Here is a 14,480-nt window from a genome sequence, read left to right on the forward strand (position 1 = left end):
CCATCCCTCGCTGAATGCCGGACAGATGTAGGTCGGCCAGATATCAAACGCAACGGTCAATCAAGGGCTTCCGGTCGCAGTTTTCAGGCAGCGATGCCCTGGTTGCCGTTGTTGCGCAGCATGTTGCGGAGGCGGTAGGCGATGGCCAAGGGCTTCGGGAAGGGCTTGCGCAGGAAGGCGACCTTGCGGACGTAATTGTCGACCCGCCAGCTCGCCCAGGTTCCTCCGGCGAAAAAGGCGACGTCGCCGGCGCAGAGCGTTCGTTCGGTGCCGTCCTCGGCAGTGATATGGACCTCGCCTTCGAGGATCATCACCGTCTCGTCCCAGCCGAAATACCAGCGGAATTCGCCCGCCGTGCAATCCCAGATCGCCGTCAGCGAGGCCTCGTCATGGCCGCGCGAATGTTCGGCGGTGCGGGCCTGCGGATTGCCGCTGACGATCCAGTCCGGATTGATCGGCGTGGATTTCAGCGGCAGCAGATCGCTCGCATGCGCGACGAAGGACTTTCCGGCCGGCTTCGCCACGGCATACGGCACCGAGCGCGCGGCCATGGCGACCGCACTTGCAAGCATCAGCTTCCAGGCCATGAAACAACCCCCAATTGTTATCCCTGCCGAGACGGGATAGCAGAGAGTCGTAAGGACCTGGTTCAAGCGGGGACTAAAAGTTTAACGATCCGGAAATCCGATGGGTCGAAAGGGGCTCAGAAAGCGTCAATAAAATGCCGCGGCAGCCGGCCCGGCATGATCGCGACGATATCATAACGCTGGGAAAGGTGGGCCTGATCCCTCTGGCGGGCGAGCCAGAGATCGCTTGCTGCCCGTATGCGCTTCTGCGCGGCGACAGAGACGGCATCGACCGCCGCGGCCTCGCCATGGCGGGCCTTGACCTCGACGAAGACGGCGAGATCGCCCTTGCGGGCGATGATGTCGATCTCGCCAAGCTTGGTGCGGTGGCGCAGCGCCAGGATGCGATAGCCCTTCAGCATCAGGAAGGCGGCCGCGACATATTCCGACATGCGGCCCCGGCGCAGCGCCTTCCTCCTGATGGTGGTGAGATCACTATCGCCCATCGGCGTTCTTGATCTCCAGCAGGCGCTGATAGAGCAGCTTGCGCGGCAGGCCGGTGAGGCGGGCGGCCTCGGTCGCGGCGCCTGCCGTCGGCATTGACTTCGACAGGTCGGCCAGCATGGCTTCGACATCGGCCTCATCCGTCTCGACCGGCTCCGGCGGGCCGATCACGAGGACGATCTCGCCCTTGACGTTTTCCACCTGCTGATAATGCGCTGCGAGGTCGGCAAGCGTGCCGCGGCGGAACTCCTCAAAGGTCTTGGTCAGCTCGCGGCAGACGGAGGCGGGCCGAGCGCCGCCGAGCACATCGGCGGCGGCCAGAAGCGTTGCGCCGATGCGATGCGGCGATTCAAAGAAGATCAGCGTCGCGGGGGCCGCGGCAAGTTCACCGAGACGGTCGCGACGGGCCTTGTCCTTGGCGGGCAGGAAACCGGCGAAAAGAAAGGCATCGTTCGGCAGGCCGGAGCCGACAAGGGCGGCCAGCGGTGCGGAGGCGCCGGGAATGGGGATGACGCGGTAACCTGCCGCTATCGCCTGTTGCGCCAGCCGATAGCCGGGATCGGAGACCAGCGGCGTGCCGGCATCGGAAACCAGCGCCACCGAGCGCCCGGCTTCGAGCGCCTGCAGCAGCCTTGGGCCAGCCTCGTCGGCATTATGCTCATGATAGGCAAAGGGGCGGTTCTGGATGCCGTAGCGGTCGAGCAGCACGCGGGTGACGCGCGTATCCTCGCAGGCAAGCACATCGGCGCCGGCCAGCGTTTCCAGCGCCCGCAGCGTGATGTCGCCGAGATTGCCGATGGGGGTGGCGACGAGATAGAGCGCCGGCTCCAGCGGCCGCGCCGGCACCGTTGCATTGTGCAGGCGGAAGCTTCGCCGGCTGGCGGCGTCCGTTGTGGTTTCCTCATTCATGCCATTTGCTTTCGTCCCGCCGGCTCGTCGCCGGCATCGAACCCTTATGGGCGAGCCGCACCGCTTCGGCAAGGGTTCGGATTTCTGTGAGCATTCCTCTGGAAAACCGCAAATGCAGGGGTGCGGGCGTCCATGCCTCTTGCAAAGCAATGCTGAAGTCTGCCATTTTGCCCGTCCACTCCCCCGGCCTCAAGCCGGGACAGCATTCTTCGGGTGCTCGACGCGCCCGGACAGTCACGGTCGAAAGCGGTAGCATCCCATGCGTATTACTATTGAGCGGTCAAACCTGTTGAAATCGCTGAACCACGTCCACCGCGTGGTCGAACGCCGCAACACGATCCCGATCCTGTCCAACGTATTGCTCAAAGCCGACGGCCAGAAGCTCGATATGAAGGCGACCGACCTCGACCTCGAAATCACCGAGGCGACACCTGCTAGCGTCGAGCAGCCCGGCGCCACCACCGTTCCCGCGCATCTTCTCTACGACATCGTGCGCAAGCTTTCCGACGGCTCGGAAGTGCTGCTTGCCACCAGCCCGGATGGCGGCGCGATGACCGTGCAGTCCGGCCGCTCGAAATTCTCACTGCAGTGCCTGCCGGAATCGGACTTCCCTGATCTCACAGCCGGCACCTTCACGCACTCCTTCAAGCTGAAGGCGGCCGATCTGAAGATGTTGATCGACCGCACCCAGTTCGCGATTTCGACGGAAGAGACGCGTTATTATCTCAACGGCATCTTCTTCCACACGATCGAGAGCAACGGCCAGCTGAAGCTGAGGGCGGTTGCGACCGACGGCCACCGGCTGGCGCGCGCCGATGTCGACGCGCCCTCCGGCTCCGAGGGCATGCCCGGCATCATCATTCCGCGCAAGACGGTCGGCGAGCTGCAGAAGCTGGTCGACAATCCCGAGGTGATGGTGACCGTCGAGGTCTCGGACGCCAAGATCCGCCTGACCATCGGCTCGATCGTCATGACCTCGAAACTGATCGACGGCACCTTCCCGGATTATCAGCGCGTCATCCCCACCGGCAACGACAAGGAAATGCGGGTCGACTGCACGAGTTTCGCACAGGCCGTCGACCGCGTCTCGACCATCTCTTCCGAGCGCGGACGCGCCGTCAAGCTGGCGCTTTCCGAGGGGCAGCTGATGCTGACCGTCAACAATCCCGATTCCGGCAGCGCGACGGAAGAAGTTGCCGTCGGCTACGACACGGATGCGATGGAAATCGGCTTCAACGCCAAATACTTGCTCGACATCACCGCCCAGCTTTCCGGCGAGGAAGCGATCTTCCTGCTTGCCGATGCCGGCTCGCCGACGCTGATCCGCGACACGGCGGGCGACGATGCCCTCTACGTGCTGATGCCGATGCGCGTCTGAGCGGAACGAAGGCCGCCCATTGCCGTTTTTCCTCCTGTCAAAATGGAGGATCCCATGACCAAAAAGACGGGAGCGGTGCGCATCGGCATATCCGGCTGGACCTATGCGCCTTGGCGCGGCCAATTCTACCCAAAGGACCTGCCGCAGAAGCAGGAACTTTCTTATGCCGCCCGGCACTTCCGGTCGATCGAGATCAACGGCACTTTCTACGGTTTGCAGCGGCCCGAAAGCTTCGGCCGCTGGCGCGACGAGACGCCGGATGATTTCGTCTTCGCGGTCAAGGGACCGCGCTTCATCACCCATATGCTGCGGCTGCAGGATATCCAGACGGCGCTCGCCAATTTCCTCGCCTCCGGCCTGCTGCGGCTCGGCCCCAAGCTCGGGCCGATCCTCTGGCAATTCCCGCCGAACATGGTCTTCGACCCATCGCTTTTTGAAAGCTTTTTGTCGCTGCTGCCGCACACCCGCGACGCGGCAATAGCACTGGCGAAACGGCACGACTGGCATATCAAGGGACCGGCCTGGCTTACATGCGACGGGCATCAGCCGATCCGGCATGCGCTGGAGATCCGCCATGAGAGCTTCCGCTCACCCGCCTTCATCGAGATGCTGAGGCGCCACAAGGTCGCTCTCGTCTGCGCCGATACGGTGAAATGGCCGCTGCTGATGGATATCACCGCCGATTTCATCTATTGCCGCCTGCATGGCTCGGAAAAGCTCTATGTCAGCGGCTACGAGGACGAAGCGCTCGACATATGGGCGCAACGTATCCGCGCCTGGGCAAGCGGCGGGGAACCTGAGAATGCGCCGAGAGTGCTGGCGCCTGTACCCGCGCGAACCAAGGGCCGCGACGTCTATCTCTATTTCGACAATACCGACGTGAAGCTGCGCGCCCCTATCGACGCCGATCATTTGAGCGAAAGGCTTGCCGATCTCATGCCCCATCCGGCGTCGCAAGCCGCATGAGCTGTTGATGCCGATGTTCTTGTTGCGAAAAACCTTGTCCCTTAAGCGACAAACGGCATATTAAGGCATTCGATCAACATGCGGATGGGTGGAGAATGCGCTTACGGGTCAAGGTGAAAGAGCGGTTCGGGAAGAGGTTCGACGACGAGATCCGCTTCTTCAGGGGTATGATGCAGGGACCGAAGACGGTGGGCTCGATCGTGCCGACGTCCTCGATCACGGCCAAGCGAATGGCAAGCGTCGTCGACCTCAATTCGGGGCTGCCGGTGCTCGAACTGGGGCCCGGCACGGGCGCCATCACCAAAGCCATCCTCGGCCGCGGGGTCCGCCCGGAAAGTCTTGTCGCTATCGAATATTCGACGGATTTCCACGAACATCTGAAGCGAAGCTATCCCGGCGTGCACTTCATCAACGGCGACGCCTTCGATCTGCAGAAGACGCTTGGCGACTTCAGCGACCAGATGTTCGATTCCGTCGTCTCGGGCATTCCGCTTTTGAACTTCCCGATGGCGATGCGGATCTCGCTGCTCGAAAGCCTGCTTGACCGGATGCCGGCCGGCCGGCCGATGGTGCAGATTTCCTACGGCGCGATCTCGCCGATCGCCGCCAATCCCGACCGCTACCACATCCAGCATTTCGACTTCGTCATGCGCAACATTCCGCCGGCGCAGCTCTGGCTCTATCGGCGCGGCTGAGATGTTCGGGATCTACATCACCCATCCGCAGGTCAGGATCGACGCCAACGTGCCCGTGCCGAAATGGGGGCTTTCCGATGTCGGCGCGGCGCGCGCCCGCAAAGCGGCCGAAAGCGGCTGGGCGAGGCAGTTGCAGCGCATCGTCTCCAGCGACGAGACGAAGGCGATCGAGACGGCCGAAATCCTGGCGAAAGCTTCCGGCGTGACCGTCGAGATCGTGCACGGCATGCACGAGAACGACCGCTCGGCCACCGGCTTCCTGCCGCCGCCGCAATTCGAAGAAGCAGCAAACTGGTTCTTTGCCCATCCGGAGCAGAGCTTCAAGGGTTGGGAGCGCGCCATCGATGCGCAGGCCCGCATCGTCGAGGCTGTGAACGCCGTTCTCGCCACGCATGATGCGACGGCGCCGATCGCCTTTGTCGGCCATGGCGGCGTCGGCACGCTGCTCAAATGCCATTTGGCGGGCAGGCCGATCTCCCGCGACCGAGACCAGCCGGGCGGCGGCGGCAATCTCTATGCTTTCGGTCTTGCGGATCGCCGCTTATCATGCGACTGGACACCCATCGAAGACTGGCAGGGGTGACCTCAGATGGACGCACGCGAGCGGTTGATCGTCGGCCTGGATGTTCCAACGATCGGCGAGGCGGAAAGACTGGTTTCCACGCTCGGCGACGACATTCTCTTCTACAAGATCGGCTATCAGCTGGTCTTTGCCGGCGGCCTGGAATTCGCCCGCGATCTTGCCGCCAGCGGCAAGAAGATCTTCCTCGACATGAAGCTGCTCGACATCGATAATACCGTGGCCTCGGGCGTCGAGAACATCGCCAAGATGGGCATGTCGATGCTGACGCTGCATGCCTATCCGAAGGCGATGAAGGCGGCGGTCGAGGCCGCGGCCGGCTCCGGCCTCTGCCTGCTCGGCGTGACCGTGCTGACCTCGATGGATGCCGACGACCTTGCCGATGCCGGCTACCAACACGACCCGCACAGCCTGGTGCTGCGCCGCGCCGAACAGGCGCGCGCAGCCGGCATGGGCGGTATCGTCTGCTCGGCGGAGGAAGCAGCCGCGGTGCGCGAAATCGTCGGCTCCGACATGGCGATCGTCACCCCCGGCATTCGCCCTGATGGTAGCGACAAGGGCGACCAGAAACGGGTGATGACGCCTTTCGACGCACTGAAGGCGGGAGCGACGCATCTCGTCGTCGGCCGGCCTGTCGTCAAGGCGCCGGATCCTCGAGATGCCGCCCGCGCGATCCTCAGCGAGATGGTGAGCGCACTCTGGCCGGCAAATCGCTAAATTAAAGGGAGAAGACCATGGCCAAAGGATACTGGATCGCCCGCGTCGACGTTCGCGATGCCGAGCGCTACAAGGATTATGTGACGGCGGCGAAGCCGGCCTTCGAAAAATATGGGGCGAATTTCCTGGCGCGCGGCGGCGCTTTCACCGAACTCGAGGGCAAGGCGCGCGCCCGCAACGTGGTGATCGAATTCCCGTCGATGCAACATGCGGTCGACTGCTATAATTCGCCGGAATACCAGATCGCCGCGAAAATCCGCCAGGAAGCGGCCGATGCGGAAATGGTCGTCGTCGAAGGCGTCTGAGCAACTTCGCGTTCGCAAAAAACTGACGGCGTGATGGGCCTTCCCGTCGCGCCGGGATTCGGCTAAGACGAGAGCCAATTCAGCATCCCGCCAAGCCTTTCGAGGAGCCTGCCATGACCCTTGCCAACCTGCCGCCGCTCGTCACCGTGTTCGGAGGGTCCGGCTTCGTGGGCAGGCACGTGGTTCGGGCGCTGGCCAAGCGCGGCTATAACATCCGCGTCGCCGTGCGCCGTCCCGATCTCGCCGGCTTCCTGCAGCCGCTCGGCAATGTCGGCCAGATCTCCTTCGTGCAGGCGAACCTGCGCTATCGCAGCTCGATCGACCGCGCCGTCGACGGTGCGAGCCACGTCGTCAACTGCGTCGGCATTCTGCATGAGACCGGCCGCAACACTTTCGACGCCGTACAGGAATTCGGCGGCCGTGCGATCGCCGAGGCGGCGCGCGGCGCAGGTGCGACACTGACGCATATTTCGGCGATCGGCGCCGACGCGAAGTCCGATTCCGACTATGGCCGCACCAAGGGTCGCGCCGAAACGGCCATCCTCTCGGTCAAGCCCGATGCAGTGATCTTCCGTCCGTCGATCGTCTTCGGACCGGAGGACAGTTTCTTCAACAAGTTTGCCGAGATGGCGCGCATGTCGCCGATCCTGCCGCTCATCGGCGGCGGCAAGACGAAATTCCAGCCTGTCTATGTCGAGGATGTCGCCGAGGCCGTCGCCCGCGCCGTCGACGGCAAGGTCGCCGGCGGCAAGGTCTATGAGCTTGGCGGGCCTGAGGTGCTGAGCTTCCGCGAATGTCTCGAGACGATGCTGAAGGTGACGTGCCGCAAGAACCCGTTGGTATCCCTGCCCTTCGGCGTCGCTTCGATGATCGGCAGCATCGCCTCGCTGATCCCCTTTATCACGCCACCGATCACGCCGGACCAGGTGCGCATGCTGAAGCGCGACAATGTCGTCTCCCCGGAAGCCGAGGCGGAAGGCCGCACGCTGAAGGGCCTCGGCATTGCGCCCACGATGGTGGCATCGGTGCTCGGCTCCTATCTGGTGCACTATCGTCCGCACGGCCAATACACCGGCACCGGCAAGGCCGCCTGACCATCTTTTCCAGACAATGAGACTTGGCCGTCTGCGGATGCCGCGGGCGGCCTTTTGGTGTTGCCGTGTCCTGCAAAGCCCGGCGCAAGTTTGAAGTGTTCTGGTGCTCGGCATATTCAGCAGCGTTGCATAAAAGACGCATCGGAAATTTTGTGGAATTAACGCCAAATTTAGCAGGAACGTTTATTGCTATTTGCCATTCCACTGACTACCAAACCCGCGCGTCTTCCAACGGACTCAACGCCTGCGGTCGCGCGCGGCAATCACTGTGAAAGGCAATTCTCAATGGGCAAGTCAATCGCGCTCCTGTTTGCGTGTGCGGCGCTGGTTATCCTTGCAGGCTCTTTCGTTGCGCCCGGTTCGGTCGCGGCGGTAAAGGGCGATTGCTCGCCGGCCTACGGCGTCGATCCTTGCTCTACGGCTTCGATCATCCATTGACGAAAAGCCCGGCCCTGCGCCGGCATCCTGCTCCCAGCAAGCAGTCATCGGAACGCCTGAAACAGGGCGCTTCGAGATCGCCGCTCAGTCTCGCCTGCTTCAAAACGGCGGCGGGAGCGTATCCCCTCAATGACTAGAGCGGTTCAGCTTTTAACGGAAGCGCAGAACCGCTCTATCCTTTTGTTTTTAAGCAATTCCGGACGGAAAACCGCTTCGCACTTTTCCTGGAATTGCTCTAACTGAAAAAATCGGCGCTTTGCCGGTAATCGGGTGCCTGTTTGTGCGGTCCGACGGGGCATTTGCATTCGCGCCGGGAGTTGCGCGAATGCAAATGTGGGACGAATGCCTCAGGCAATCAAGCCGGTCGCGGCCATGCCGAGCAGCAAAACACCGAGAATGATGCGGTAGATGGCAAACAGCGTAAACCGGTTGCTTCTGATATAGGCCAGCAGCCATTTGACGGCGATGAAGGCGACGACCGTGGAGACGACGAAGGCAATGCCGAGCGCCGTCCAGTCTTCACCTGCCGCTCCGCCATCCCTGAACGTCTTCAGCAATTCATAGCCGCTGGCGGCGTACATTGTGGGAATGCCGACGAGAAAGGCGAATTCGGTCGCCGCAGCACGGTTGCCCGTGCCTGCCAGCATGGCAACGAAGATCGTGGCGCCGGAGCGCGAGGTTCCCGGGAAGACGCCGGCAACGATCTGGGCGATACCGACCAGGATGGCGACAAGCCAGGTGATCTCTTTATGGGGCGGTCTGCGGGCGGCGGCCCACTCGGCAAAGATCATCCAGATACCGCCGATGATGAGCGCCCAGGCAATCGGTGTTGCAGTCTCCGGCAGTTCAAAGCCGAGCCGCTTGACGACCAGTCCGAGAATGGCGGTGATGAGAAAGGCGACGATCAGCTTGGCGGCATAATCGCGATTGACCGGGTCGCGCCAGCCGAGCACCAGATCCACCAGACGACGCCAGTAGATGATAGTGACGGCGAGAATGGCACCCGCCTGGATGACGATGTTGAACATGTCCGACCGGTGGCCGAGCCATTGCTCCGCAATGATGAGATGGCCGGTGCTCGAGATCGGCAGAAACTCGGTGATCCCCTCTATGATACCGAGAATGATAGCACTTATATAATCCATACATTGTCTCCGGTTTAAAGTTCGGCCGGGCCTGAACGCTTGGGTCGATCAGGCCGCCGTTTCAAATCATTCGTTAGACCGTGTTTTGCCATCGTCAGACGGCGTAAAATCCGATTCGCTTGTATTGGCGGGGCCAAGCTCCTATAGCTTCAACCAATGAGTCATGACTAGGGCGCTATAATCGAGTTGCCACACAGTCCTGTAACAGCAATCACAACGCCCGAGTATCGATGCCCACGCTTTATCATCATCCCATGTCATCCGCATCTCGCTTCGTCCGGCTGATCCTGGCGGAATACGGCTATCAGGCGGATCTGATCGAAGAGCAGACATGGGAGAAACGCCGGGATTTCCTGGCGCTCAATCCGGCCGGCACGCTGCCTGTTTATGTCGACGACAGCATGCGCGCGCTCTGCGGCGCGAGCGTCATATCCGAATATCTGGACGAGACGCATGGCGTCTTGAAGCGCGACCGGCGGCTGCTCGCCGAAGACCCTTTCCAGCGCGCGGAAATCCGCCGGCTGACCGAATGGTTCATGCAGAAGATGGAAAACGACGTGACCAAGCCGCTCGCCCGCGAGCGTGTCTATAAGTTGCAGATGAGCGCCGATCAGGGCGGCGGAGCACCGGATTCGAAGGTTTTGCGCACGGCTCGCGCAAATATCCGCCAGCATATGCGCTATCTGACCTGGCTTGCCGGCTCGCGTCAGTGGCTGGCCGGCGAGCGGATGAGCTATGCTGACCTTGCCGCTGCGGCCTCGATCTCGATCCTCGATTATCTCGGCGAGATCGAGTGGGCGGATTCGCCCGTCGTCAAGGACTGGTACCAGCGGCTGAAGTCGCGTCCGTCCTTCCGGCCGATGCTGACCGAGCGCGTGCGCGGCCTGACACCGGTTTCACATTATGCCGATCTTGATTTCTGACGAGGGCTCTTCATGCCCGAACCTGACGACAAAGACCGCCGCCGCCGCGACAATTTGACCGAGTTCGTCCGGGCGGAATCTGCCGCCAAGGGCTTCGATCTCTGCCGCATCACGCGCCCGGATGCGATCCCGCAAGCGAAAGAACGTCTGGGCCAGTTCATCGATGCCGGGCGCCACGGGACGATGGACTGGATGGCGGAGACGCGCGACCGGCGCGGCGATCCGCGCACGCTGTGGAGCGAAGTGCGCTCCGTCGTCGTCTTCGGCCTCAATTACGCGCCGGAAGAAGATCCCCGCGGCATTCTCGACAAGCCGGACAAGGCAGCGATTTCGGTCTATGCCCGCAACCGCGATTATCACGACGTCATCAAGGGCCGACTGAAGGAGATCGCCACGCGCTTTGCGGCGCGGGCGGGCGCCGACGTCAAAGTCTTCGTCGATACAGCGCCTGTCATGGAAAAGCCGCTGGCGGCGGCGGCCGGGCTCGGCTGGCAAGGCAAACACACCAATCTCGTCAGCCGCACGCATGGTTCCTGGCTGTTCCTCGGCACGATGTTCACCACCGCCGATCTCGTGATCGATGAAGCGGAAACCGATCATTGCGGCTCCTGCCGCGCCTGTCTCGACATCTGTCCGACGGCCGCCTTCCCGGCGCCTTACCAGATCGACGCGCGGCGCTGCATCTCCTATCTCACCATCGAGCACAAGGGACCGATCGAGGCCGATTTGCGCGCTCTGATCGGCAACCGCATCTATGGCTGCGACGACTGTCTTGCCGCCTGTCCCTGGAACAAGTTCGCAAGCTCCGCCTCCGAGATGAAGCTCAAGGCGCGGGAAGATCTGAAGGAGCCGTCGATCGCCTTTCTGCTGACACTCGACGATGCCGCCTTCCGTGCCTTTTTCAGCGGCTCGCCGGTGAAGCGGATCGGCCGCGACCGCTTTATCCGCAACGTGCTGATCGCCGCCGGCAATTCCGGCGACAAGGCGTTTATCGGGCAATGTCGCGGGCTTTCGGAGGATCCCTCGCCTGTGGTGCGCGGCATGGCGGTATGGGCGCTTTCGCGGCTGATGGAGGCTGGCGAATTTGCGGCCTTTGCCGCACAACGGGCGGATGAGAGAGATGACGACGTATTGAGCGAATGGCGATTGGCGGGAGTGAGCTGATGCATGTGATGATCTTTGGCTGCGGTTATTCCGGCACGGCAATCGCCAAGGCCTTTACCGGCGACGGCGTGCGGGTTTCCGGCACCACGCGCTCACCTGACAAAGTGGAAGCGCTCCGCGAAAACGGCATCGAAGCGTTCCTTTTCGACGGAGAGAGCATGGAGGACGGGCTCCGCCAGGCGCTGGCAAGCGTCACGCATCTCGTGCAGTCGATCTCACCTGGACAGGCCGACCCGCTGCTGCGGCTGCTCGGTAAAGACGGCGCACGCCTGCTGCCGAAGCTCGAATGGATCGGTTATCTCTCCACCGTCGGCGTCTATGGCGATCACCAGGGCGCCTGGGTGAGCGAGGAAACGCCCTGCCTGCCCGTTTCCGGACGGTCGACCGAGCGGCTCGAGGCGGAAGAGGGCTGGCTGGCAATGGGCCGGGAGCGCGGCGTGCCGGCGGCGGTGCTTCGCCTTTCAGGTATCTATGGGCCGGGACGCAACGCCTTCTGCAATCTGGACAAGGGCACGGCGCGACGGCTGATCAAGAAGGACCAGGTGTTCAACCGCATCCGCGTCGAGGATATTGGTGCTGCGACACGTTTCCTGTCGGAGCACCACCTCGGCGGCATCTATAATGTCACCGATGACCGGCCCGGCCCGCCGCAGGATGTGATCGTCGAGGCCGCCCGCCTGATGGGCGTCGAACCGCCGCCGGAGCAGGCGTTCGAAACCGCCGAACTGACGCCGATGGCGCGCACTTTCTACGGGGAGAATAAAAGGGTTTCGAATGCGAAACTGAAGGCCGCCGGCTTCGCATTCTCCTTCCCGAACTATCCTATGTCGCTTGCGCAATTGTGGCGGGATGGATGCTGGCGGTAGTAGTAGAACCCAGTCCTGTTTGCGACGGATGTGCTCGCCCAAAATGAGTAGGAAATTCCTACTTTCCCGCTTTGGCCGGACAATTTTCGCCGCATCTTATGGTTAACGGCCTTTGAATTTGCCCAAATGTGGCAGTAAATATGGCGAAATCGGAAAAATATTTTCGCGATTTTCGTGAACGCCATGGCGTTAACTATCCCTTCGGAAAATTCGTTCGGATTTTAACTGATTTTATTAGCTTTTTTCTACGTTTGGGCGCGGCGCGCATTCCTGAAATCTCGTCATCACACTCACGAATGTTACCGATTGTAATATTCCGTGAACAGCAGCGGCACTTTTTCGCCACTTTTTCACAGATTTAAGCCCCGCCGCCTGCAAGGGCGTTGAGTTCAATAGTTGAGGGATACTCTGTTTTGAAGAACATACGTCGTTCTATTATCGCCGCTGTAACTATTGCAGCCTGTTCTTCCATGCTTCCGGCGGAAGGTTTTGCTGGCAATGGTTGTGGCGGTGCTTCATGGTACGCACTTCGCTCCAAAACTGCTTCCGGGGAACGTATGAACCCTGCCATCTTGACTGCCGCACATCGTTCACTTGCTTTCGGCACCAAGGTGAAGGTCACCAACCGCAACAATGGCCGCACCGTCGTCGTTCGTATCAACGATCGTGGTCCGTTCATCCGTGGTCGTGTGATCGACCTGTCGCGCGCCGCCGCCCAGAATATCGGCATGGTGAGCTCCGGCACTGCGAAGGTTTGCTACCAGGTCATCGGCTGAGGCCAGCACTGACTGCGCCGGAAGCGGCGCTTGCTCTTGCCGTCAATCGCGGTTACCACCCGGTTGAGACTTGTGAACAATTGACTGCGTGACACTCGCGTTTGCGCTAATCGTTCACACGCCACGGCAACAGGAGACATGTGAATGCGTCTGGGCGGCCGCCTCGAAGGGGCGATTTCTGTGCTCGCGGACATCGATGCCCGCAAGCGGCCCGTCGCCGACGCGCTGAAGGACTGGGGCCTCGCGCACCGCTTCGCCGGCTCCGGCGATCGTGCTGCGATCGGCAACATCGTCTATGACGCACTGCGCATGCGGCTTTCCCATGCCTGGCTGATGGATGACGACAGTGCTGCGGCCGTTGCCCACGCCGTCATGTTTCGCCAATGGGGTTTTACATCAGACAGTCTTGCCGCTGAGTTGGCGGACGACAAGTTTGCGCCGGCGCCGCTTTCGGCCGACGCCGTTGCGGCCTTTCAAAGCCGCTCGCTCGACGATGCGCCGCCGCATATTCGCGGCGATATTCCCGAATGGGTCCAACCCTCCTTCGAACAGGCCTTCGGCGCCGGCTGGCTCGCCGAGGCACAGGCGCTCGCCGCCCGCCCGACGCTCGATCTGCGCGCCAACCTGCTCAAAGCCTCCCGCGACAAGGTCGTCAAGGCGCTCGAAAGAGCCAACGCGCATGCAGCAAAGATCGCCCGCTACGGCATCCGGATTGCCGCTGGCGAAGGCGCCTCGCGTCTTCCCAACGTGACAGCCGAGCTTTCGTTCCAGAAGGGCTGGTTCGAAGTTCAGGACGAGGGATCGCAGATCGTTGCCGACCTGGTGCTCGCCCATGATGGCGAACAGGTTCTCGATTATTGCGCCGGCGGCGGCGGCAAGACGCTCGCCATGGCGGCCGCCATGCAGAACAAGGGACAGGTTCACGCCTATGACGCCGACCGCAAACGGCTGGCGCCGATCATCGAGCGGCTGAAGCGGGCGGGCACGCGCAATGTCCAGGTGCATGACGACGCCAGAGCGCTCTCCGCCCTTGCCGGACGCTGCGATAAGGTGCTGGTCGACGCGCCCTGCACCGGCACCGGCACGTGGCGCCGCCGCCCCGATACGAAGTGGCGGCTGACGGCGAAAAACCTCGACGAGCGCACCGCCCAGCAGCAGGACGCGCTGGCGCAGGCGAGCGGCTTCGTCAAATCAGGCGGCGATCTGATCTATGTGACCTGCTCGGTCCTGCCCCAGGAAAACGAGGAGCAGGCGCGCCGCTTCACGGCTGATAATCCTGACTTTCAGCTCGTCAGCGCCCTGCCTGCCTGGGAAGCCCTGTTCGGCAACGATGCCCCGCGTCCGCATTCGTCCGACGGCCTGACGGTAACGCTGACGCCCGCCTCCACCGATACCGATGGCTTCTTCTTCTGCCGCATGCAGCGCAAGGGCTGACGCGGCTTACAGAGGCCTGC

General features: G+C 62.1%; 17 protein-coding genes. 13 read left to right on the forward strand and 4 right to left on the reverse strand.

All coding sequences use genetic code 11. From position 1 onward, the window contains the following. Positions 1 to 83: 83 nt before the first annotated feature. The 3 genes from FY112_RS24650 to rsmI all read right to left on the reverse strand — a co-directional run bounded on the left by FY112_RS24650 (position 84) and on the right by rsmI (position 1,979). Positions 84 to 587: a cupin domain-containing protein gene (locus FY112_RS24650; protein WP_151519483.1), complete on the reverse strand. Its 504-nt coding sequence runs from the start codon at positions 585 to 587 to the stop codon at positions 84 to 86. A 116-nt stretch (positions 588 to 703) separates the two neighbouring features. Beyond that, positions 704 to 1,072 carry a YraN family protein gene (locus tag FY112_RS24655; RefSeq protein WP_151519484.1) on the reverse strand — a complete coding sequence of 123 codons (369 nt, stop codon included), beginning with the start codon at positions 1,070 to 1,072 and terminating at the stop codon, positions 704 to 706. Next, the gene (gene rsmI / locus FY112_RS24660) at positions 1,062 to 1,979 is read right to left on the reverse strand and encodes a 16S rRNA (cytidine(1402)-2'-O)-methyltransferase (RefSeq protein WP_151519485.1); all 918 of its coding nucleotides are present in this window, start codon (positions 1,977 to 1,979) and stop codon (positions 1,062 to 1,064) included. The genes FY112_RS24655 and rsmI overlap by 11 nt, the downstream gene beginning before the upstream one ends. A gap of 259 nt (positions 1,980 to 2,238) precedes the next feature. On the opposite strand from rsmI, the gene dnaN reads away from it, so the two are divergent. From dnaN to FY112_RS36920, 8 genes are all read left to right on the forward strand, one after another. Continuing rightward, a complete protein-coding gene (gene dnaN, locus FY112_RS24665) occupies positions 2,239 to 3,357 on the forward strand; it encodes a DNA polymerase III subunit beta (RefSeq protein ID WP_003544738.1) in 1,119 nt (372 codons plus the stop codon). A gap of 54 nt (positions 3,358 to 3,411) precedes the next feature. Then, on the forward strand, positions 3,412 to 4,323 hold the full coding sequence (locus tag FY112_RS24670; RefSeq protein WP_151519486.1) for a DUF72 domain-containing protein: 912 nt from the start codon (positions 3,412 to 3,414) through the stop codon (positions 4,321 to 4,323). A gap of 95 nt (positions 4,324 to 4,418) precedes the next feature. Continuing rightward, complete coding sequence (gene pmtA / locus FY112_RS24675) at positions 4,419 to 5,018, forward strand: phospholipid N-methyltransferase PmtA (RefSeq protein ID WP_151519487.1); 600 nt, start codon at positions 4,419 to 4,421, stop codon at positions 5,016 to 5,018. Between the two features lies 1 nt (position 5,019). Next, positions 5,020 to 5,601: a histidine phosphatase family protein gene (locus FY112_RS24680; protein WP_151519488.1), complete on the forward strand. Its 582-nt coding sequence runs from the start codon at positions 5,020 to 5,022 to the stop codon at positions 5,599 to 5,601. Positions 5,602 to 5,607: 6 nt separating this feature from the next. After that, positions 5,608 to 6,315, forward strand: a complete 708-nt coding sequence (gene pyrF, locus FY112_RS24685) for an orotidine-5'-phosphate decarboxylase (RefSeq protein ID WP_151519489.1) — start codon at positions 5,608 to 5,610, stop codon at positions 6,313 to 6,315. A 17-nt stretch (positions 6,316 to 6,332) separates the two neighbouring features. Beyond that, on the forward strand, positions 6,333 to 6,620 hold the full coding sequence (locus tag FY112_RS24690) for a DUF1330 domain-containing protein (RefSeq protein WP_017962917.1): 288 nt from the start codon (positions 6,333 to 6,335) through the stop codon (positions 6,618 to 6,620). A gap of 113 nt (positions 6,621 to 6,733) precedes the next feature. Beyond that, positions 6,734 to 7,714, forward strand: a complete 981-nt coding sequence (locus tag FY112_RS24695) for a complex I NDUFA9 subunit family protein (protein ID WP_151519490.1) — start codon at positions 6,734 to 6,736, stop codon at positions 7,712 to 7,714. Positions 7,715 to 7,999: 285 nt separating this feature from the next. After that, positions 8,000 to 8,152, forward strand: a complete 153-nt coding sequence (locus tag FY112_RS36920) for a hypothetical protein (protein ID WP_003544729.1) — start codon at positions 8,000 to 8,002, stop codon at positions 8,150 to 8,152. Between the two features lie 347 nt (positions 8,153 to 8,499). On the opposite strand, the gene FY112_RS24700 is transcribed toward FY112_RS36920, so the two are convergent. After that, positions 8,500 to 9,297 (reverse strand): undecaprenyl-diphosphate phosphatase, encoded by a 798-nt coding sequence (locus FY112_RS24700; RefSeq protein ID WP_131621190.1) that lies wholly within the window; start codon positions 9,295 to 9,297, stop codon positions 8,500 to 8,502. A gap of 230 nt (positions 9,298 to 9,527) precedes the next feature. Here FY112_RS24700 and FY112_RS24705 point away from each other — a divergent pair, with 230 nt between their 5' ends. The 5 genes from FY112_RS24705 (at position 9,528) to FY112_RS24725 (ending at position 14,460) form a co-directional block, all read left to right on the forward strand. After that, on the forward strand, positions 9,528 to 10,220 hold the full coding sequence (locus FY112_RS24705; protein ID WP_020052564.1) for a glutathione S-transferase family protein: 693 nt from the start codon (positions 9,528 to 9,530) through the stop codon (positions 10,218 to 10,220). Positions 10,221 to 10,232: 12 nt separating this feature from the next. Further along, on the forward strand, positions 10,233 to 11,384 hold the full coding sequence (gene queG, locus FY112_RS24710) for a tRNA epoxyqueuosine(34) reductase QueG (protein ID WP_151519491.1): 1,152 nt from the start codon (positions 10,233 to 10,235) through the stop codon (positions 11,382 to 11,384). Next, positions 11,384 to 12,250, forward strand: a complete 867-nt coding sequence (locus tag FY112_RS24715) for an SDR family oxidoreductase (RefSeq protein WP_151519492.1) — start codon at positions 11,384 to 11,386, stop codon at positions 12,248 to 12,250. Before queG ends, FY112_RS24715 begins: the two co-directional genes overlap by 1 nt. A gap of 413 nt (positions 12,251 to 12,663) precedes the next feature. Beyond that, positions 12,664 to 13,026 carry a septal ring lytic transglycosylase RlpA family protein gene (locus FY112_RS24720; protein WP_151519493.1) on the forward strand — a complete coding sequence of 121 codons (363 nt, stop codon included), beginning with the start codon at positions 12,664 to 12,666 and terminating at the stop codon, positions 13,024 to 13,026. A gap of 144 nt (positions 13,027 to 13,170) precedes the next feature. Beyond that, a complete protein-coding gene (locus tag FY112_RS24725; protein ID WP_017962910.1) occupies positions 13,171 to 14,460 on the forward strand; it encodes an RsmB/NOP family class I SAM-dependent RNA methyltransferase in 1,290 nt (429 codons plus the stop codon). Positions 14,461 to 14,480: the final 20 nt, after the last annotated feature.

It is taken from the genome of Rhizobium sp. PEPV16 (genome assembly GCF_008919455.1).
Taxonomy (GTDB): domain Bacteria; phylum Pseudomonadota; class Alphaproteobacteria; order Rhizobiales; family Rhizobiaceae; genus Rhizobium; species Rhizobium leguminosarum_Q.

Bases quoted from the DNA above. Each gene is read 5' to 3' on its own strand.
- FY112_RS24650 (WP_151519483.1), bottom strand. From the start codon at position 587: ATGGCCTGGAAGCTGATGCTTGCAAGTGCGGTCGCCATGGCCGCGCGC.
- FY112_RS24655 (WP_151519484.1), bottom strand. From the start codon at position 1,072: ATGGGCGATAGTGATCTCACCACCATCAGGAGGAAGGCGCTGCGCCGG.
- rsmI (WP_151519485.1), bottom strand. From the start codon at position 1,979: ATGAATGAGGAAACCACAACGGACGCCGCCAGCCGGCGAAGCTTCCGC.
- dnaN (WP_003544738.1), top strand. From the start codon at position 2,239: ATGCGTATTACTATTGAGCGGTCAAACCTGTTGAAATCGCTGAACCAC.
- FY112_RS24670 (WP_151519486.1), top strand. From the start codon at position 3,412: ATGACCAAAAAGACGGGAGCGGTGCGCATCGGCATATCCGGCTGGACC.
- pmtA (WP_151519487.1), top strand. From the start codon at position 4,419: ATGCGCTTACGGGTCAAGGTGAAAGAGCGGTTCGGGAAGAGGTTCGAC.
- FY112_RS24680 (WP_151519488.1), top strand. From the start codon at position 5,020: ATGTTCGGGATCTACATCACCCATCCGCAGGTCAGGATCGACGCCAAC.
- pyrF (WP_151519489.1), top strand. From the start codon at position 5,608: ATGGACGCACGCGAGCGGTTGATCGTCGGCCTGGATGTTCCAACGATC.
- FY112_RS24690 (WP_017962917.1), top strand. From the start codon at position 6,333: ATGGCCAAAGGATACTGGATCGCCCGCGTCGACGTTCGCGATGCCGAG.
- FY112_RS24695 (WP_151519490.1), top strand. From the start codon at position 6,734: ATGACCCTTGCCAACCTGCCGCCGCTCGTCACCGTGTTCGGAGGGTCC.
- FY112_RS36920 (WP_003544729.1), top strand. From the start codon at position 8,000: ATGGGCAAGTCAATCGCGCTCCTGTTTGCGTGTGCGGCGCTGGTTATC.
- FY112_RS24700 (WP_131621190.1), bottom strand. From the start codon at position 9,297: ATGGATTATATAAGTGCTATCATTCTCGGTATCATAGAGGGGATCACC.
- FY112_RS24705 (WP_020052564.1), top strand. From the start codon at position 9,528: ATGCCCACGCTTTATCATCATCCCATGTCATCCGCATCTCGCTTCGTC.
- queG (WP_151519491.1), top strand. From the start codon at position 10,233: ATGCCCGAACCTGACGACAAAGACCGCCGCCGCCGCGACAATTTGACC.
- FY112_RS24715 (WP_151519492.1), top strand. From the start codon at position 11,384: ATGCATGTGATGATCTTTGGCTGCGGTTATTCCGGCACGGCAATCGCC.
- FY112_RS24725 (WP_017962910.1), top strand. From the start codon at position 13,171: ATGCGTCTGGGCGGCCGCCTCGAAGGGGCGATTTCTGTGCTCGCGGAC.